Here is a 17,055-nt window from a genome sequence, read left to right as displayed (position 1 = left end):
GCTATCTTGTGCGGCCGTGACCTACCGCTGGGACCACGACGGTTCGCCGGACTTCCCCGACCAGACCGCCGCCGAGGAGTGGCTGTCGGCCAACTGGCGTGACCTCCTCGACGCGGGCGTCGACGAGGTCACGCTGCTGGCAGGCGACGAGGTCGTGTACGGGCCGATGAGCCTGCACCCCTCGGATTGACGCAGCCTCAGCCCGTCAGCGAGGCGTCGCGGACGATGACGCCGTCGAGCGCCTCGTCGATCTTCTTGAGCACGTCGGCGTCGAGCTTCACACCGGCCGCCTTGACGTTCTCCGCCACCTGCTCCGGCCGGGTGGCGCCGATGATCGCCGAGGCCACGTTCTGGTTCTGCAGCACCCACGCGATCGCGAGCTGGGCCATCGACAGGCCCACCTCGTCGGCGATCGGCCGGAGGTCCTGAACCTTGCGCAGCAGCTCCTCGTTCTGCAGGAAGCGGGAGATGAAGTTCGCGCCGCTCTTCTCGTCGGTGGCGCGGGAACCCGCGGGCGGCGGCTGACCCGGCTTGTACTTGCCGGTGAGCACGCCCTGCGCGATCGGCGACCAGACGATCTGGCTGAGGCCCGCCTTCTCGCTGGCGGGGACGACCTCTTCCTCGATGACGCGCCACAGCATCGAGTACTGCGGCTGGTTGGAGACGAACGGCACCTTCAGCTCACGCGCCAGCTCGGCGCCCGCGGCGATCTGCTCGGCGTTCCACTCGGACACGCCGACGTAGAGCACCTTGCCCTGCCGCACCAGGTCGGCGAACGCGAGCATCGTCTCCTCGAGCGGCACGGACTTGTCGAAGCGGTGCGCCTGGTAGAGGTCGACGTAGTCGGTCTGGAGGCGCTTCAGCGAGGCGTTGGCCGACTCGAGGATGTGCTTGCGGCCCAGCCCCTTGTCGTTGGGGCCGCCGGGCCCGGTCGGCCAGTACACCTTCGTGAAGATCTCCAGGCTCTCCCGCCGCTGCCCGGCCAGCGCCCGCCCCAGCACGGACTCGGCACGCGTGTTGGCGTACACGTCAGCGGTGTCGAACGTCGAGATGCCCGCGTCGAGCGCGGCCTTCACACAGGCGACCGCCTGCTCCTCCTCGACCTGCGACCCGTGCGTGATCCAGTTCCCGTACGAGATCTCACTGACACTGAGGCCACTACGGCCCAGACGACGAAACTCCATACCCCCAACCTATCCCTGGACCAACTCCAGCCCACCCCCGCGAGTCTCCCTCCCAGGACCCGCGAGTCTCCCTCCCAGGACCCGCGAGTCTCCCGTTGGGAACCCGCGAGTTGCCGTTTCGCGTCGAGCGGCGTCCGCGCCGAACCGCCAACTCGCCGGTCCTGAAAGGGAGACTCGCGAGTCCTGGACGGGAGACTCGCGGGGGTTGAGCGGGAGACTCGCGGGTCCTGGGAGGGGGACTCGCGGGGTTAGCGGCGGAAGCCGCCTTCTGTGTTCAGGACCTGGCCTGTCAGCCAGCGGGCCTCGTCCGTGGTCAGCCACGCGATCAGGCGGGCCGGGTCGTCCGGGGTGCCCCAGCGGCCGCCGGGGAAGCGGGTCGCCACCGCTGCCCGGGTCTCGTCCGACGCGTAGCCCGTGTCCACCGGGCCCGGGTTGACGGCGTTCACCGTGATGCCCTGGTCCGCCAGTTCGTCGGCGAGGGTCGCCGTGATCGACCACAGCGCGCCCTTGCTCGCCGCGTACGCCACCTCGCCCGGCATCGGGCCCTCGTTCTGGCCCGACGTCAGGAACACCACGCGGCCCGGCCGTCCCTGCGCGGCGAACGCCTGTGCCAGCAGGATCGACGCGCGCGCGTTCACCGCCCAGTGCGCGTCCAGCATGGCCGCGGTCTGGTCCGCCAGCGGACCGTCCGAACCGGACATCGCCTGGTTGCACACCACGATGTCCAGCGGACCGAGCGCGGCGACCGCCGCCTCGACCAGCGCCGCCGGGCCGTCCGGCGCGGCCAGGTCCACCGACCCGTGCGCGACCGGCGCCGACGCGACCGCACGCACCCCGTCGACCACCGCCGCGACGTCGTCCGCGCCCCACGGCTGCTCGGCGTCGTGCGGGGAGAAGTGGTGCACGTACACGCTCGCCCCGTACGCGGCGAGCCGCCTGCAGATCGCGTACCCGATGCCCGCCCGCCGGGACGCGCCCGTCACCAGCGCGACCCGTCCCCGCAGCGGGAACGGGTCGCGGGCGAGCTCAGTCAACCTTGTCGCCGGGGCGCACCCTGGGCTTGGGCACCCGCAGCTTGCGCAGCTGCGACGCCCGGATGAACGCGTACCAGCCCACCGACAGCCCGCGGACCGGTTCCTTCGGGAACTTCGCGCGGACCTTCCTCGTCAGCCTGCCGCCCAGCAGGATGCCCTCGATGATCATGGCGACCAGCATCAGCAGGCACAGCAGCGTCGTGTAGCTCTGCACGGCGGGGTTCGGCACCAGCAGCGCGATGAAGATCAGGATCGCGAGCGGCATGAACAGGCCGAGCAGGTTGCGGCGCGAGTCGACCGAGTCCCGGATGTACGCCTTGACCGGCCCCCGGTCGCGCGGCATCAGGTACTTCTCGTCGCCCGCCATCATGCGCTCGCGCTGGGTGGCGCGGATCTCACGGCGCTTGGCGGCGAGCTCCTTGCGCTCCTCCTTGTTGCCGCGCGCCCGCTTGAGCGCCTCACGGGTCGTGCGCGGCGGCGGCGCCACCGGGCCGCGCTTGCGCTGCTCGGCCTCGCGGCGCTTGGGAGTCGGGCGGCCCTTGCCCGGCGTGTGGGCCTTGTTCCGGGTGGCTTCCTCCTCCGTCAGCGCTACTTCACCGCCGTCGGTCTCGACGTCGGTGCTCTCTGCTTCTTTGCGGCGAAGGAACCTCACACGCCAAAGGGTAAAGGAGGTGCAACTACGCTTTGACCATGCGGGTCCTGATCGCTCCTGACTGCTTCGGTGGGACGTTGACCGCGCCGGAGGCCGCCGAGGCCATCGCCGCCGGGTGGCGCAGCGGTGCGCCGGACGACGAGCTCACTCTCTGCCCCCTGGCCGACGGCGGCCCCGGCTTCGTGGACGTGCTGTACTCGGCGCTCGGCGGGCACCTGCGGCACCGCTCCGTCTCCGGCCCGCTCGGCGCGCCCACCGACGCCGTCTGGCTGGAGCACGACGGCACCGCCTACATCGAATGCGCGCAGGCCTGTGGCCTGACGCTGGTCCCCAAGGAGGACCGGGACGCGCTCGCCGCGAACACCGTCGGTGTCGGCGAACTGATCGTGCACGCGCTCGAGTCGGGCGTGCACACGATCGTCGTCGGGCTCGGCGGCTCCGGCAGCACCGACGGCGGCGCGGGCATGTTCCGCGCGCTCGGCGCCGTCCCGGTCGGCGCGGACGGCGAGCCCCTGCCGCCCGGCGGCGGGCCGTTGATCGACACCGCGCGGCTCGCCGGCGAGGCCGACCTGCGCGGCGTCAAGCTCGTCGCCGCCTCCGACGTGGAGAACCCGCTGCTCGGCAAGGACGGGGCCGCCCGGGTCTTCGGCCCGCAGAAGGGCGCCGACGACCTGGCCGTCCGCAGGCTGGAGCGGTCGCTGACCAGGTGGGCCGACGTGCTCGGCGAGGTCGCCGGGCGGGACGTCCGCGACGAACCGGGCGCGGGTGCGGCGGGTGGGCTGGGTGCGGCGCTCATCGCGCTCGGCGCCACCGTCGAGTCCGGCGCGGGCGTGGTGCGGCGGCTGACCGGCCTCGACAGCGCGCTCGACCGGGCCCAGCTGGTGGTCACGGGCGAGGGCAGTTTCGACTTCCAGTCGCTGCGGGGGAAGCTGGTGACGAGGGTCTCAGGCGCCGCGTCCGAGCGCGGGGTGCCGTGCGTGGTGCTCGCGGGCCAGGTCAGCGTCGGCCGCAGGCGCGCCGCGTCCGCCGGGGTGGAGCAGGCCTATTCGGTCGCCGAGCACGTCGGGTCGGCCGAGGCGTCGCTCGCCGACCCCGCCGGCACGCTCACGCAGCTCGCGAAGCACGTGTCCACGCAGTGGCGGCTGTAACAGCGAGGGTCGAGCGGCATGTGTCACCATGGATGTGGAGGACGGGGAATAAACCACGGCTCGACCGCGATTGACCCCCGGTAGTAGGAGTCCGAAAGGTCGAGGGAGAACCATGACGACTGCCCAGGAGAACACCACCGAGACGGAGACGCACGGCGTGCTCCTGTCGGAAGCGGCTGCCAGCAAGGCCAAGGCCCTGCTGGACCAGGAAGGCCGTGACGACATGCACCTGCGCATCGCCGTTCAGCCCGGTGGTTGCGCCGGCCTGCGCTACCAGCTCTTCTTCGACGAGCGCACGCTCGACGGCGATCTGTTCCGCGACTTCAACGGCCTGAAGGTGGCCGTGGACCGGATGAGCGCGCCCTACGTGAACGGCGCGACGATCGACTTCGTCGACACCATCGAGAAGCAGGGCTTCACCATCGACAACCCCAACGCCGGTGGTTCCTGCGCCTGTGGTGACTCGTTCCACTGAGCAGGTGACGTGACCAACGGGCCGCGACGTGTGCACGTCGCGGCCCGTTGTCGTTTCACACGTACTCTTCCAAGCTGCTGACCTGGGCGAACGTCGCCTCGTCCACCTCCCACGGCGCTGGTTCCCGCTGACCGGGAAGGGTGGGGCCGCCGTCCTGGAGCGCCGTGGGGATGTCGGCGCAGTCCGCGATGAGTTCGGCGAAAGACTCGGGTTCAGGTGTGCTCACCGCTCGAACTTAGGTCGAAAGCCCTCGTTCGCACGACCCTTACCACCCGGTAGTGTCCTGGGCGTCCCCTAGTGGGTCTCCAGCGACATCGCCCACTATCGTTGACGACTGCTCTCACTCCACCTGACGACCACCAGACAGGGGAAGCCCTCGTGCCCGTAGCCGTCTCCGGAAGCATCGCCACCGACCACCTCATGCACTTCCCGGGGAGGTTCGCCGAGCAGCTGGTCGCGGAGCAGCTGCACCGTATTTCCCTGAGTTTCCTCGTCGACGACCTGGTGGTCCGGCGGGGCGGGATCGGCGCGAACATCGCGTTCGGCATGGCCGTGCTCGGCAGCTCGCCCGTGCTGGTCGGCTCGGTCGGCGAGGACTTCGGCGACTACCGGTCGTGGCTCGAGCGGCACGGGGTCGACTGCTCCGGGGTGCGCGTCTCGGAGACCGCCCACACCGCCCGGTTCGTGTGCACCACCGACGACGACATGTGCCAGATCGCGTCGTTCTACGCGGGCGCCATGGCCGAGGCCAGGCTGATCGAGCTGCGTCCCGTCGCGGAGCGGGTCGGCGGCCTGGACCTGGTGCTGATCAGCCCGGACGACCCGGACGCGATGCTGCGCCACGCCGAGGAGTGCCGCCAGCGCGGCTACGACTTCGCCGCCGACCCGTCGCAGCAGCTCGCGCGCATGACCGGCGAGCAGATCCGTGAGTTCATCACCGGCGCGAAATACCTGTTCTCCAACGACTACGAGTGGGAGCTCCTGCGGCAGAAGACCGGCTGGTCGGAGCAGGAGGTCATGTCGAAGGTCGGCATGCGGATCACCACGCTGGGGGAGAAGGGCGCCGAGCTGGTCGACTCGTCCGGCACGTCCATCCACGTCAGCGCGGTGCCGGAGACGGTGAAGGCCGACCCGACGGGTGTCGGTGACGCGTTCCGCGCAGGCCTGCTCGCCGGGCTCGAGAAGGGCCTGTCGCTGGAGCGCGCCGCGCAGCTGGGTTCCTACATCGCGGTGCTGGTGCTGGAGACGGTCGGCCCGCAGGAGTGGACGCTGGACAACGAGGTCGCCGTGCAGCGCATCGGGTCGGCGTACGGCCCGGAGGCGGCCGAGGAGATCGGCGCCATCCTCCCGTCGTAGGTACCGCTTTCGGGGCACGCCTGGTACTTCTGATTACCATGCGTGCTCTCGCGGTCACCGCTGCGTTCCTCTTGTTGCTCGCCGGTGTGGCGTCGGCCGACGTCGGACCGTGGCGGACCATCGGTTCCGACGTCGCGCGGCCCCTGGACGAGAGCCAGGGGCTGGCCGTCGTGGAACGCCCGTCCGGCACGGTCGTGAAGTACACCGGCGTCGGCACCATCCCCGTGTCGCTGCGCACCCGCGGCTGGAACCACGTGGGTGACCCCGGCGCCGGCCACGGCTACTACGTGGAGCCGTACCAGCGCGACGACCGGGGGGCGAAGCTGTTCCGCGTCCAGGCGCCGGACGGCACGTGGGCCGAGTACCAGCACGCGCTGGAGTCGTGGGAGGCGAACAACAACTCGTTCGCCGCGGTGTCCCCGGACGGCCGGTGGCTGGTCGCGGGCGAGTGGGGAACCATGAACCGGCTCCTCGTGCACCCCATGCCGGGCATCGCGCACACGAACCCGGCGGCGAACCTGCCGTACGCGTCGGCCGTGCGGCTCGACCGGCCGGTGCGCGACATCCAGGGCTGCGACTTCACCTCGCCCACCCAGCTGCTGTGCTCGTCGGACGACCCGGAGGGATCGCTGTTCGGGGTGACGAAGCCGCTGCTGCAGGTCGACCTGGCCGGGCCGGTCGGCGGGTCGGACGTCGCCGGGAGGGTCACCCTCCTGGGGCAGCTACCGCTGGTGAGCGGCTGCGCGGGCGAGTTCGAGGCCGAGGGCATCGACTACGACGAACGCGACGGCACGCTGCGGGTCGTGGTCCTGTCGCCGGGCATCTGCGTCGCGTTCGACAGCAAGACGTGGCGCTTCCGGCGCTGACCCTGTGGACAACCCGGCCGTTACGCGCCGATCTTGTCGGTGGTCGCGGCCAGGCTGGGTTTCGGGGGCCGGAGGCCGCGGTTGATCTTGGTGCGTTGCCGTGGGCAGGGTTTCCCGCCGGGGATCCTCGCCGGACGGGCAGGACTCCGGGAGGCACGTCACGGCGGCAGGCTTTCGCCCTGGGTCTGGCGGCTACGCCCGCGTCTGCCTTTCAGGACACCGCCCCGGGGGCGGTACGCGCCCGGCCCGTCGCGCCCGCGCAGCGGCGGGCCCTCCGCGTGGATGGCGACGCCGACTTGTCCACAGGCTCTCGCCGCATCGCAGAGGAATGTCGGTGCGACCTGGGAGAATGGATACCGGGGGCCGGAGGCCGGCCCCGAGCTACAGCTTCACCGGGTAGTGCGGCTCCGGGATGCGCGGCCGGATGTTCTGCTCCACGAAGATCCCGTGCCACAGCATGTACACCAGCAGCGCCCAGATCCGCCTGCTGTGGTCGAGCGTGCCCGCGCGGTGCTCCTCCAGCAGCTTCAGCACCGCGTTCTTGTCGATCTCCTCCTCGGTCTGCGACTTGAGGATGATCTGGCGCGCCCAGTCGTACATCTCCTCCTTCAGCCACAGCCGGATCGGCACCGGGAAGCCCAGCTTGCGCCGGTTGAGCACGTGCTCGGGCACGATCCGCTTCAGCGCCTGCCGCAGCGCGTACTTCGTGGTCTCCTTGGTGATCTTCTCCTCGGACGGGATCTTCGACGCCACCTTGAAGACCTCCGCGTCCAGGAACGGGACGCGCAGTTCCAGCGAGTTGGCCATGGTGACCTTGTCGGCCTTCACCAGGATGTCGCCGCGCAGCCACGTGAACAGGTCCACGTGCTGCATGCGGGTCACCGGGTCCCACGCCGTCGACTCGCCGTACGGGCCCGCCGTGACGTCCTTGTGGCCGATCGACGGGTCGAACGTCTTCAGCACCGCCCGCAGCTGGTCGTCGCGGAAGATGCGGGCGTTGCCGTAGTAGCGCTCCTCCAGGGACAGCGCGCCGCGACGCAGCAGGTCCTTGCCGCGCGTGCCCTCCGGGATCTTCGTCGACAGGTTGCCCATGGCCTTGCGCAGCGCGCCCGGCACCTTCTCGAACGCGGCCAGCGAGATCGGCTCGCGGTAGATGGTGTAGCCGCCGAACAGCTCGTCCGCGCCCTCGCCGGACAGCACCACCTTCACGTGGCGGCGGGCCTCCCGCGCGATGAACCACAGCGGCACCAGCGCCGGGTCCGCGACCGGGTCGTCCAGGTACCACACGATCAGCGGCAGCGCCTCCATCATCTCCTCGGCGCTGACCGTCCTGACCACGTGTTTCACCCCGATCGCCGCCGCCGACTCGGCCGCGACGTCCACCTCGGAGTAGCCCTCGCGCTCGAACCCGGTCGTGAACGTGATCAGGTTCGGGTTGTGCTCGCGGGCGAGCGCGGCGATGGCCGTGGAGTCGATGCCGCCCGACAGGAACGACCCGACCGTCACGTCCGCGCGCATGTGCTTGGCCACCGAGTCGCGCATGACCTCGGCGATCTCGTCGTACAGCTTCTCGGAGTCCTTCACCGGCGTCGGGCGGAACGTGTGGAAGAAGTACCGGTCGGTCCGCAGCTGCCCGCCGGGCGAGATGGTGAACGAGTGGCCCGACTCGATGCGCCGGACGTCCGTGTGCAGCGTCTCCGGCTCCGGGACGTACTGGAGCGTCAGGTAGTGCTGCAGCGCGGTGCGGTCCAGCGCGGGCTTGAGGTGCAGGCGGGGGGCCAGCTCCAGCAGCGCCTTCTTCTCGCTCGAGAACGCCACCCCGCCGGGGCCCTCCGCGTAGAACAGCGGCTTGATGCCGAACGGGTCGCGGGCGCCGAACACCTCGCGGCGCCGCCAGTCCCAGATGACGAACGCGAACATGCCGCGCAGCTTCTGCACGGCGGCGGGGCCGAGGTAGTGGTAGAGCGCGACGATGACCTCGCTGTCACCGTTCGTGCGCATCGTGGCGCCGTGCTGCTCGATCAGCTCCTCGCGCAGCTCGAGGTAGTTGTAGATCTCGCCGTTGAACAGCAGCGTGTACCGCTCCTGCACGCCCTCCGGGCTCCAGTGCAGCGGCTGGTGGGAGTGGTCCACGTCGATGATGGACAGCCGGTTGAAGCCGAACACCACCTCGTCGCCGGTCCAGGTGCCCGTTTCGTCCGGGCCGCGGTGGCGCTGGCACCGCATCGCCGCGGCGACCGCGTCCCTGGCGGCAACGGCGTCCTGTTCCGTCGGGCACACCACACCAAGCAGACCGCACACGGTTCGGCACAACCTTCCCTGTCGAGTGCTTGTGAGGGACAAGTATGGCCGTCTCGGCCATGGCGGCCCCTAAGCGGTGTGGCCTGGGCCTCTGGGCTACGCTCCAACGCTGTGATCACCGGTCTTCCTAGGAGGGATCGCGCAGTGGGCGGAACGCAGCGTTCGCGGGCATCGCGACTGACCACCATCGGTGGGCTCGTCGGGCTGGTCGCGTTCACCGCGACGGGCTGCTCCGGCGGCGAGGTCCTGCGTTTCGGCTGGCCCGAGGGGGTCACGCCGCAGTCCGAGCGCATGGTCGACTTCTGGACCTGGACGGTCATCGCGTCGCTGGTCATCGGCGTCATCATGTGGGCGCTGATCCTGTGGCCGGTCGTCGCCCACCGCAAGAAGGGCGACAAGCTCCCGAAGCAGTTCCAGTACAACCACTTCCTCGAGTTCATCTACACGGGCCTGCCCGCCGTCATCGTCGTGGTGCTCTTCTACTTCACGGTGACCACGCAGAACTACGTGCTGGCCGAGGAACCGGAGGACCGGGTCGACGTGAACGTCGACGTGCTGGCCTTCCAGTGGAACTGGCAGTTCACCTACAACGAGTACGTGGACGCCGACGGCAAGCGGATCGTGCCGCGCACGTCGGACGGTGAGCTGGTCACCACCACCGGCAGCACCACCGAGATCCCGCTGCTGGTGCTCCCGGCGCAGAAGACCGTGCACTACGACCTGCGGGCCCGCGACGTCATCCACTCGTTCTTCGTGCCGGAGTTCCACTTCAAGCGGGACGTCTTCCCGTACCCGGAGAAGAACAACCAGGACAACACGTTCCAGAACTCGATCGACCGCGAGGGCTCGTTCGTCGGGCGCTGCGCCGAGCTGTGCGGCACCTACCACTCGGGCATGAACTTCGAGGTGAGGGCGCTGAGCCCGGAGCGGTTCGACGACTACATGCAGCTGCGCGTCACCACGAACGAGGAGACCGGCAAGCCGTACACGGCCGCCGAGGCCCTCGCCCGCATGGGCGAGGAGGACCCGTCGTGCGGCGAGCTGTGCAGCCCGACCGCGGTGACCACGTCCCCGTTCAACCCGGACCGCACCGCGCGGACCTCGTCGAACTGACGTCTGGAGAGGATTCCCATGAAGGTCGAAGCCCGGCTCTTCGACGTGACGACGGCGTTCTTCTTCATCGCCGCCATCGTGTACGGCTTCTGGGCCAAGGAGCCGGTCGGCATCGTCGGCCTCATCCTCTCGGGAGGCCTGTCGCTGATCATCGGGTCCTACTTCCACTTCGTCGCCCGCCGCGTCGAACGGCGCCCGGAGGACAACCCGGACGCCGAGATCAGCGACGGCGCCGGTGAGGTGGGCTTCTTCTCGGCGGGTTCGTACTGGCCGGTGGCCATCGCCGCCTCCGGTGGGCTGGCGGCCGTGTCGCTCGCGTTCTGGCAGGTGTGGCTGCTGGTCGTGGCGATCGCGCTGGTGCTGATCACTGTGGGTGGGCTCGTGTTCGAGTACCACACCCGGCCCAACGCCACGGACTGAGTTTTCACTGCTCAAGGCGCGTCTCCGGGGTTCCGGGGACGCGCCTTTGTGCTTGTGGACAACTCGGTTGTGCGCGGCCGCTTCCGTCGGTGGTGGCGGCTAGGCTGGATCTCGGGGGCCGGAGGCCGCCGTCGACGTGGGTGTGGACGGCGGCGGACGCGGAGGACGCCGTCATGGACGTCGCGGAGGTTGATCGCTGGTTCGCCGCCTACCTGGCGGACTTCGTCGCGCTGGGCCGCGGCGAGATCCATGACGTGCGGCGGATCCTCGCGCACTACGGGGTGCCGTTGATTCTCAGCACTGACGCAGGGTGCCTGTTTCTCACCGACGAGGAGCAGGTCCTCGCCACCGCGCGACAGCAGGTCGACAGCATGCGGTCGGCCGGATATGACCGCAGCGAGGAGCTGGCCGCGGAGACGACCGTCCTGAACCGTTCGTGCGCCCTCCACCGCGGCACGTTCGCGCGCCTCCGCGCCGACGGCACCGAGCTGTCCAGGTTCGACGCGACCTATCTCATCACGGACGGCCCGGACGGCCGCCGGATCTCGGCCATCGTGCTTCACCCGGCCTGATCGAGATCAGGCCGCCAGCTCCCGGCTCCGGACGATCCAGCGCTCCAGCAGCTCCGCCGCGCGCCCCGAGTCGATGGCCTCCGCCGCCGCGGACAGGCCGGCCTTCAGATCGCCCGTCAGGTCGTCCGAGAGCCCCCTGAACGCCGCGATCGCGCCCGCTGCGTTGATCAGCACCGTGTCGCGTACCGCACCCGCGTCGCCCGCGATCAGGGACCGCAGGACCTTCGCGTTGTCCGCCGCGTCGCCGCCCGCCAGTGCGTCCGGGGCGGCCGGGGCCACGCCCAGCGCCGACGGGTCGATCCGGTCCTCGCGCACGACGCCGTCCGTCGCCACCCACGCCTTGGTGGTGGTCGTGGTGGTGATCTCGTCCAGGCCGTCGTCGCCGCGGACGACCAGCACCGAGAAGCCCCTGGACGCCAGCACCGAGGCCACGACGGGGGCCAGGCGCTCGTGCGCGCAGCCGATGAGCGCCGACGTGGGCTGGGCCGGGTTCGTCAGCGGGCCGAGGATGTTGAAGACCGTCGGGATGCCGAGCTCGCGGCGGGTGGGGCCGGCGTGGCGCAGCGCCGGGTGGAACGCCGGGGCGTAGCAGAAGCCGATCCCCAGCTCACGCACGCATGTGGCGACCGCCTCAGGGGAGAGTTCGATCACCACGCCGAGCGACTCCAGCACGTCCGCCGCCCCGCAGCGGGACGACTGGGCGCGGTTCCCGTGCTTGACCACCGGGACGCCGGCGGCCGCGGTCACCAGTGCGCTCATCGTGGAAATGTTCACACTGCCGGATTGATCACCACCGGTGCCGACCACGTCGGCCGCCGCCACGTCGAGGGGGACGCGGTGTGCGTGGGCCAGCATCACCTTGGCGAGGCCGGTCACCTCCTCGGACGTCTCGCCCTTGGACCGCAGCGCGGCCGCGAACGCGCCGATCTGACCGCCGGTCGCCCGGCCGGTCATGATCTCCTCCATCGCCCACGACGTGTCGTCGGTGGTCAGGTCCTCACGCGCGACCAACCGGCCCAGCAGGCCGGGCCAGGTCTGTGCCATGCGATCTCACCCCTGTACGACTGGCAGCTGCTTGTTGCGCAGCACGTCGGCAACCGTCTCCGCGGCGGCCAGCGGGTCGAGCGGGTGCGAGATCACCGCGTCGGCCTGCGACCAGGTGGCGAGCCATCGGTCGTCCTTGCGGCGGATCGCGATCACGATCGGGGGGCAGTCGTCGATCTCGTTCTTGAGCTGCCTGCACAGGCCGATGCCGCCGGTCGGCTGCGACTCGCCGTCGAGGATGGCCAGGTCGACGTTGCCCGCGTCCATCTCCATCAGCACGTCGGCGATGGTGGCGGACTCGTGGTAGGTCACCCGGCCGAGATCGGCGGCGGGACGGCGCCCGACGGCTGTGACGATCCTCTCCCGGACCTCCGGCCGGTGGCTGAACACGAGGATCTTCAGCGGGGAGCTCATGGCGATGCCTCCGGCGATCGAGATAGGGCAGGTCCGGACACCTGGATGCTATCCGGCACGCCTTCGCCGCCCGCAGGTGCCCGACCGAGCCTTGACGATCTCCCGACCACCCCCGCCACGCCGCAACCCCGATCAGCTGACCGGGGGAGGACAGGCAATAATGCCCGCGTGACGACAGCAGCGCCCTCAATCAGCCAGCGTGTGCACTCGCTGAACCGGCCGAACATGGTCAGCGTCGGCACCATCGTGTGGCTGGCCAGCGAGCTGATGTTCTTCGCCGGCCTTTTCGCCATGTTCTTCACGGTCAAGGCGCAGAACGACACCGGCCACTGGCCTCCGCCGCCCTACCACCTCGACGTGCCCTACGCGCTCGTTGTCACGATCGTGCTGGTCGCCTCGTCCATCACCTGTCAGCTGGGTGTGTTCGCGGCGGAGAAGGGCGACGTGTTCGGGTTGCGGCGGTGGTACACGATCACGCTGGTCATGGGCGCGTTCTTCGTGCTCGGCCAGGCGAACGAGTACCGCGTGCTCATCTCGGAGGGACTCACCATCCCGTCCTCGGCCTACGGCACGGTGTTCTACCTGACCACCGGGTTCCACGGCCTGCACGTGACCGGCGGTCTCATCGCGTTCGTGTACCTGCTCATGCGCACCAAGATGAGCAAGTTCACGCCGGCGCAGGCCACGTCGGCCATCGTCGTGTCCTATTACTGGCACTTCGTGGACATCGTCTGGATCGGGCTGTTCACCGTCATCTACTTCATCAAGTGATGCGACCAAGCCGCCCACTCGCCGGGTCCGAACTGACATCAGAGGTAGCCGCACAATGACCAAGAAACTCAGGGCACGCACCAAGCTCCGGCGCCGCATCGCGGGCCTGCTGGCGCTGGGCATCGCGCTCGTGGGCGTCGGCGCGCTGTACAGCGTGCTCGTCCCCGAGCCGCAGACCGCGCAGGCCCAGCAGGATCCGGTCTTGGTGCGCGAGGGCGAGAAGATCTACAACAACACGTGCATCAGCTGTCACGGCAGCAACCTCGAGGGTGTGCAGGACCGCGGCCCGAGCCTGATCGGCGTCGGCGAGGCCAGCGTGTACTTCCAGACCTCGACGGGCCGCATGCCCGCCGTCTCCCAGAGCTCGCAGATCCCGAAGAAGCCCCGGGTGCTGTCGCCCCAGGAGGTCGACGCGGTCGCGGCGTTCGTGCAGGCCAACGGCGGCGGTGTGGAGATGCCGGAGGAGAGCGGCGCTGCGCTGCGCGGGGACGACTCCGCCCGCGGCGGTGAGCTGTTCCGGTTCAACTGCGCGTCGTGCCACAACTTCACCGGCCGGGGTGGCGCACTGTCCTCCGGCAAGGAGGCGCCCGCCCTGGACGGCGTCACCGAGGACGAGATCTACGCGGCCATGGTGTCCGGCCCGCAGAACATGCCTCGTTTCTCCGAGCGGCAGCTGTCGCCGGAGGAGAAGAAGGACATCATCGCCTACGTCAAGTCGGTGACCGACGGCAACAACAACCCAGGTGGTAGCCCGATCGGCGGTCTCGGTCCGCAGTCGGAAGGGTTCATCGCGTTCGTCGTGGGGATCGTCGCCCTGCTTGGCATCACGTTGTGGATCGGGGCTAAAGCATGAGCACGGACAAGCCTGAGGAACTGCCGAGCGAGGAGGAGCTCGCGCAGATGTCCCGGGACGAGCTGGTCAAGCTCGGGAGCAAGCTCGACGGCGTCGAGCTGGTCGAGTACCCGGACCCGTGGCCGGTCAAGGGCACGCGCGCCGAGAAGCGGGCGGAGCGCCAGGTCGCGTTCTGGTTCGCCCTCGCCGGCCTCGCCGGGCTGGCGTTCGTCGTCGCCTTCATCTGGTGGCCGGCGAAGTACGTGGCGCCGGACCAGGACGGGTACCTCATGTACTCGCTGTACACCCCGGTGATCGGTGTCACGCTGGGGCTCGCGATCCTCGGGATCGGCATCGGCGTGCTGAACTACACGCGGAAGTTCATCCCGCACGAGGTCGCGGTCCAGCAGCGGCACGACGGCGGCTCGAGCGAGCTGGACAAGGCGACGATCCTCGCCAACCTGGCCGACGCGGGCAACCGCAGCACCATCGCCCGCCGCCCGATGATCAAGCGGTCGCTGGCCTTCGGCGGCGGTGTCCTCGGCCTGGCGCTCACCGCCCTGCCGCTGGGCAGCCTCCTGCGCAACCCGCACGCGCAGTCCTCGAACAAGGACGGCCTGCTGCACACCCCGTGGCAGCACACCAAGGAGGGTGAGAAGGTCTTCCTGCGGCGCGTCACGGGCGACAACGACGAGCTGTCCCTGGTGCGGCCGGAGGACCTCGACGGCGGCGCCATGGAGACCGTGTTCCCGTACCGCGAGGGCGACACCCACGAGGACTGGGTCAAGATCCTCAAGCGTGGCGACAGCCCCGTGATGCTGATCCGCCTGCGGCCCGCCGACGCGGCCAGGGTGATCAAGCACGAGGGCCAGGAGGACTTCAACTACGGCGACTACTACGCGTACACGAAGATCTGCAGCCACGTCGGGTGCCCGACCTCGCTGTTCGAGTCGCGCAGCAACCGCATCCTGTGCCCGTGCCACCAGTCCCAGTTCGACGCGCTGCAGTACGCCAAGCCGGTGTTCGGGCCTGCCACCCGCAAGCTGGCCCAGCTGCCTATCGCGGTGGACGAGGAGACCGGATACTTCATCTCGACCGGTGACTTCATCGAGCCGATCGGACCCGCCTACTGGGAGCGGAAGTCATGAGTGGGATCACCACGCCGACGAAGCCCGACAACATGGTCATGCGGGCGGCCGGTGGCGCGGCCAAGTGGGCCGACGACCGGTACCACCTGTCCGGCGGCATCCGCAGGCAGCTGAACAAGGTCTTCCCGACGCACTGGTCGTTCCTGCTCGGTGAGATCGCGCTGTACAGCTTCATCGTGCTGCTGCTGTCGGGTACCTACCTGGCGCTGTTCTTCGACCCGTCGATGGCCGAGGTCACCTACAACGGTTCGTTCGCGAACCTGCGCGGCCTCGAGATGTCGCGGGCGTACGAGTCGACGCTGTACATCACGTTCGACGTGCGCGGCGGCCTGTTCGTCCGCCAGGTGCACCACTGGTCGGCGCTGCTGTTCATGCTGTCGCTGACGATCCACATGTTCCGCACGTTCTTCACCGGCGCGTTCCGCAGGCCGCGTGAGGTCAACTGGGTCATCGGTGTCCTGATCTTCCTGCTGGGCTGCTTCGAGGGCCTCGCGGGCTACTCGCTGCCGGACGACCTGCTCTCCGGCGCCGGCCTGCGCATCACCTCGGGTCTGACCATGTCGATCCCGGTGATCGGCACCTGGGCGAACTGGCTGCTGTTCGGCAGCGAGTTCCCGGGCACGGAGATCATCCCCAGGCTCTACACGGCGCACATCCTGCTGATCCCGGGCATCCTGCTCGCGCTGATCGGTGTGCACGTGGGTCTGGTCTGGTACCAGAAGCACACGCAGTTCCCGGGTGTGCGGCGCAAGGAGACCAACGTCGTCGGCGTCCGCATCATGCCGACGTTCGCCCTCAAGGCGGGCGGCTTCATGGCCGTCGTCGTCGGTGTCACCGCGCTGCTCGGCGGTCTGTTCCAGATCAACCCGGTGTGGAACTTCGGTCCGTTCTCCCCGGCGCAGGTCTCGGCGGGCACCGTGCCCGACTGGTACATGGGCTGGACCGACGGTCTGGTCCGGCTGTGGCCCGCGTGGGAGGTCTACCTCGGGAACTACACGATCCCGGCGCCGTTCTTCCCGTTCATGATGGGTCTGCCACTGCTGACCGGTGTCGCGGCGGTGTACCCGTGGATCGAGAAGAAGTTCACCAAGGACTACGCGCACCACAACCTGCTGCAGCGCCCGCGTGACGTGCCGGTCCGGACCAGCCTCGGCGTCATGGCGATCACGTTCTTCATGGTGTCGCTGCTGTCCGCCGCGAACGACGTGCTCGCCGAGAAGTTCGACATCTCGCTGAACGCGACGACGTGGATGGGCCGCATCGGCCTGCTGGTGCTGCCGCCGCTGGCGTACGCGATCACGTACCGCCTGTGCCTCGGCCTGCAGCGGTCCGACCGGATGGTGCTGGAGCACGGTGTCGAGACCGGCATCATCAAGCGCCTGCCGCACGGTGAGTTCATCGAGGTGCACCAGCCGCTGGCCGGCGTGGACGAGCACGGCCACCCGATCCCGCTGGAGTACCAGGGCAGCCCGGTGCCGAAGAAGATGAACAAGCTGGGCTCGGCCGGTGAGCCGGTCGCCGGGTCGCTGCTGCGGCCGGACCCGCCGGAGGAGACGGCGGCGCTGGCGAAGGCCCGCGCTGCCCAGCACGGCCACGGCGCCGAGCTGGAGTCGGCCTCCGGTGAGACCGAGACCGGCACGTCGGTCGCCACGACCGACCAGGACCCGACGAAGAAGATCGGGCCATCATAGGTATCCGCTCGACGGCGGCCGCCGCGTTCCTCGC

19 protein-coding genes are annotated in these 17,055 nt (G+C 69.6%); 12 read left to right on the top strand and 7 right to left on the bottom strand.

Going from position 1 to position 17,055, the window contains the following annotated elements:
- Nucleotides 1-16: 16 nt before the first annotated feature.
- Complete coding sequence (locus ACYQ77_RS31475) at nt 17-190, top strand: hypothetical protein (RefSeq protein ID WP_459717576.1); 174 nt, start codon at nt 17-19, stop codon at nt 188-190.
- A 7-nt stretch (nt 191-197) separates the two neighbouring features.
- Here the strand turns inward: ACYQ77_RS31475 and ACYQ77_RS31470 are convergent, their stop codons facing one another.
- The 3 genes from ACYQ77_RS31470 to ACYQ77_RS31460 form a co-directional block, all read right to left on the bottom strand.
- Nucleotides 198-1,184: an aldo/keto reductase family protein gene (locus ACYQ77_RS31470; protein ID WP_459717575.1), complete on the bottom strand. Its 987-nt coding sequence runs from the start codon at nt 1,182-1,184 to the stop codon at nt 198-200.
- Between the two features lie 248 nt (nt 1,185-1,432).
- The gene (locus tag ACYQ77_RS31465; RefSeq protein WP_459717572.1) at nt 1,433-2,218 is read right to left on the bottom strand and encodes an SDR family oxidoreductase; all 786 of its coding nucleotides are present in this window, start codon (nt 2,216-2,218) and stop codon (nt 1,433-1,435) included.
- Nucleotides 2,211-2,870, bottom strand: coding sequence for a DUF3043 domain-containing protein (locus tag ACYQ77_RS31460; RefSeq protein WP_459717569.1), 660 nt, complete (start codon nt 2,868-2,870; stop codon nt 2,211-2,213). The genes ACYQ77_RS31465 and ACYQ77_RS31460 overlap by 8 nt, the downstream gene beginning before the upstream one ends.
- A gap of 38 nt (nt 2,871-2,908) precedes the next feature.
- Here ACYQ77_RS31460 and ACYQ77_RS31455 point away from each other — a divergent pair, with 38 nt between their 5' ends.
- The gene (locus ACYQ77_RS31455) at nt 2,909-4,018 is read left to right on the top strand and encodes a glycerate kinase family protein (protein ID WP_459717566.1); all 1,110 of its coding nucleotides are present in this window, start codon (nt 2,909-2,911) and stop codon (nt 4,016-4,018) included.
- Between the two features lie 112 nt (nt 4,019-4,130).
- Nucleotides 4,131-4,493: a HesB/IscA family protein gene (locus ACYQ77_RS31450; protein ID WP_459717565.1), complete on the top strand. Its 363-nt coding sequence runs from the start codon at nt 4,131-4,133 to the stop codon at nt 4,491-4,493.
- A gap of 55 nt (nt 4,494-4,548) precedes the next feature.
- Here the strand turns inward: ACYQ77_RS31450 and ACYQ77_RS31445 are convergent, their stop codons facing one another.
- Nucleotides 4,549-4,719 (bottom strand): hypothetical protein, encoded by a 171-nt coding sequence (locus ACYQ77_RS31445; RefSeq protein ID WP_459717563.1) that lies wholly within the window; start codon nt 4,717-4,719, stop codon nt 4,549-4,551.
- A 194-nt stretch (nt 4,720-4,913) separates the two neighbouring features.
- Here ACYQ77_RS31445 and ACYQ77_RS31440 point away from each other — a divergent pair, with 194 nt between their 5' ends.
- Both ACYQ77_RS31440 and ACYQ77_RS31435 read left to right on the top strand, forming a co-directional pair.
- Nucleotides 4,914-5,849: a carbohydrate kinase family protein gene (locus tag ACYQ77_RS31440; protein ID WP_459717713.1), complete on the top strand. Its 936-nt coding sequence runs from the start codon at nt 4,914-4,916 to the stop codon at nt 5,847-5,849.
- Between the two features lie 38 nt (nt 5,850-5,887).
- Nucleotides 5,888-6,715, top strand: coding sequence for a hypothetical protein (locus ACYQ77_RS31435; protein WP_459717562.1), 828 nt, complete (start codon nt 5,888-5,890; stop codon nt 6,713-6,715).
- A gap of 381 nt (nt 6,716-7,096) precedes the next feature.
- Here the strand turns inward: ACYQ77_RS31435 and asnB are convergent, their stop codons facing one another.
- A complete protein-coding gene (gene asnB / locus ACYQ77_RS31430) occupies nt 7,097-9,016 on the bottom strand; it encodes an asparagine synthase (glutamine-hydrolyzing) (RefSeq protein ID WP_459717560.1) in 1,920 nt (639 codons plus the stop codon).
- Nucleotides 9,017-9,160: 144 nt separating this feature from the next.
- Between asnB and ctaC the strand changes: the two genes are divergently transcribed.
- From ctaC to ACYQ77_RS31415, 3 genes are all read left to right on the top strand, one after another.
- Nucleotides 9,161-10,129 (top strand): aa3-type cytochrome oxidase subunit II, encoded by a 969-nt coding sequence (ctaC, locus tag ACYQ77_RS31425; protein WP_459717558.1) that lies wholly within the window; start codon nt 9,161-9,163, stop codon nt 10,127-10,129.
- An 18-nt stretch (nt 10,130-10,147) separates the two neighbouring features.
- A complete protein-coding gene (locus ACYQ77_RS31420; RefSeq protein WP_459717555.1) occupies nt 10,148-10,549 on the top strand; it encodes a cytochrome c oxidase subunit 4 in 402 nt (133 codons plus the stop codon).
- Nucleotides 10,550-10,722: 173 nt separating this feature from the next.
- On the top strand, nt 10,723-11,121 hold the full coding sequence (locus ACYQ77_RS31415; RefSeq protein WP_459717553.1) for a DUF6841 family protein: 399 nt from the start codon (nt 10,723-10,725) through the stop codon (nt 11,119-11,121).
- Nucleotides 11,122-11,127: 6 nt separating this feature from the next.
- Here ACYQ77_RS31415 and trpD read toward each other — a convergent pair whose 3' ends face one another.
- A complete protein-coding gene (trpD, locus tag ACYQ77_RS31410) occupies nt 11,128-12,165 on the bottom strand; it encodes an anthranilate phosphoribosyltransferase (protein WP_459717550.1) in 1,038 nt (345 codons plus the stop codon).
- A 6-nt stretch (nt 12,166-12,171) separates the two neighbouring features.
- Nucleotides 12,172-12,579 carry a hypothetical protein gene (locus ACYQ77_RS31405; RefSeq protein ID WP_396106060.1) on the bottom strand — a complete coding sequence of 136 codons (408 nt, stop codon included), beginning with the start codon at nt 12,577-12,579 and terminating at the stop codon, nt 12,172-12,174.
- 168 nt (nt 12,580-12,747) lie between these two features.
- Here ACYQ77_RS31405 and ctaE point away from each other — a divergent pair, with 168 nt between their 5' ends.
- Genes ctaE through qcrB form a run of 4 tightly spaced genes read left to right on the top strand, consistent with a single transcriptional unit; the run spans nt 12,748 to nt 17,021 of the window.
- Nucleotides 12,748-13,350: an aa3-type cytochrome oxidase subunit III gene (ctaE, locus tag ACYQ77_RS31400; protein ID WP_459717547.1), complete on the top strand. Its 603-nt coding sequence runs from the start codon at nt 12,748-12,750 to the stop codon at nt 13,348-13,350.
- A 55-nt stretch (nt 13,351-13,405) separates the two neighbouring features.
- The gene (gene qcrC, locus ACYQ77_RS31395) at nt 13,406-14,203 is read left to right on the top strand and encodes a cytochrome bc1 complex diheme cytochrome c subunit (RefSeq protein ID WP_459717544.1); all 798 of its coding nucleotides are present in this window, start codon (nt 13,406-13,408) and stop codon (nt 14,201-14,203) included.
- A complete protein-coding gene (gene qcrA / locus ACYQ77_RS31390; RefSeq protein WP_459717542.1) occupies nt 14,200-15,330 on the top strand; it encodes a cytochrome bc1 complex Rieske iron-sulfur subunit in 1,131 nt (376 codons plus the stop codon). Before qcrC ends, qcrA begins: the two co-directional genes overlap by 4 nt.
- On the top strand, nt 15,327-17,021 hold the full coding sequence (qcrB, locus tag ACYQ77_RS31385) for a cytochrome bc1 complex cytochrome b subunit (protein WP_459717540.1): 1,695 nt from the start codon (nt 15,327-15,329) through the stop codon (nt 17,019-17,021). Before qcrA ends, qcrB begins: the two co-directional genes overlap by 4 nt.
- Nucleotides 17,022-17,055: the final 34 nt, after the last annotated feature.

This window comes from Actinophytocola sp. KF-1, assembly GCF_054661535.1.
The sequence above is the reverse complement of the archived record's forward strand: the minus strand, read 5'-3'. Positions and strand labels throughout refer to the sequence as shown.

Bases quoted from the DNA above. Each gene is read 5' to 3' on its own strand.
- qcrC (WP_459717544.1), top strand. From the start codon at position 13,406: ATGACCAAGAAACTCAGGGCACGCACCAAGCTCCGGCGCCGCATCGCG.
- ACYQ77_RS31455 (WP_459717566.1), top strand. From the start codon at position 2,909: ATGCGGGTCCTGATCGCTCCTGACTGCTTCGGTGGGACGTTGACCGCG.
- qcrB (WP_459717540.1), top strand. From the start codon at position 15,327: ATGAGTGGGATCACCACGCCGACGAAGCCCGACAACATGGTCATGCGG.
- qcrA (WP_459717542.1), top strand. From the start codon at position 14,200: ATGAGCACGGACAAGCCTGAGGAACTGCCGAGCGAGGAGGAGCTCGCG.
- trpD (WP_459717550.1), bottom strand. From the start codon at position 12,165: ATGGCACAGACCTGGCCCGGCCTGCTGGGCCGGTTGGTCGCGCGTGAG.
- ACYQ77_RS31435 (WP_459717562.1), top strand. From the start codon at position 5,888: ATGCGTGCTCTCGCGGTCACCGCTGCGTTCCTCTTGTTGCTCGCCGGT.
- ACYQ77_RS31450 (WP_459717565.1), top strand. From the start codon at position 4,131: ATGACGACTGCCCAGGAGAACACCACCGAGACGGAGACGCACGGCGTG.
- ACYQ77_RS31415 (WP_459717553.1), top strand. From the start codon at position 10,723: ATGGACGTCGCGGAGGTTGATCGCTGGTTCGCCGCCTACCTGGCGGAC.
- ACYQ77_RS31420 (WP_459717555.1), top strand. From the start codon at position 10,148: ATGAAGGTCGAAGCCCGGCTCTTCGACGTGACGACGGCGTTCTTCTTC.
- ACYQ77_RS31440 (WP_459717713.1), top strand. From the start codon at position 4,914: ATGCACTTCCCGGGGAGGTTCGCCGAGCAGCTGGTCGCGGAGCAGCTG.
- ACYQ77_RS31470 (WP_459717575.1), bottom strand. From the start codon at position 1,184: ATGGAGTTTCGTCGTCTGGGCCGTAGTGGCCTCAGTGTCAGTGAGATC.
- ACYQ77_RS31405 (WP_396106060.1), bottom strand. From the start codon at position 12,579: ATGAGCTCCCCGCTGAAGATCCTCGTGTTCAGCCACCGGCCGGAGGTC.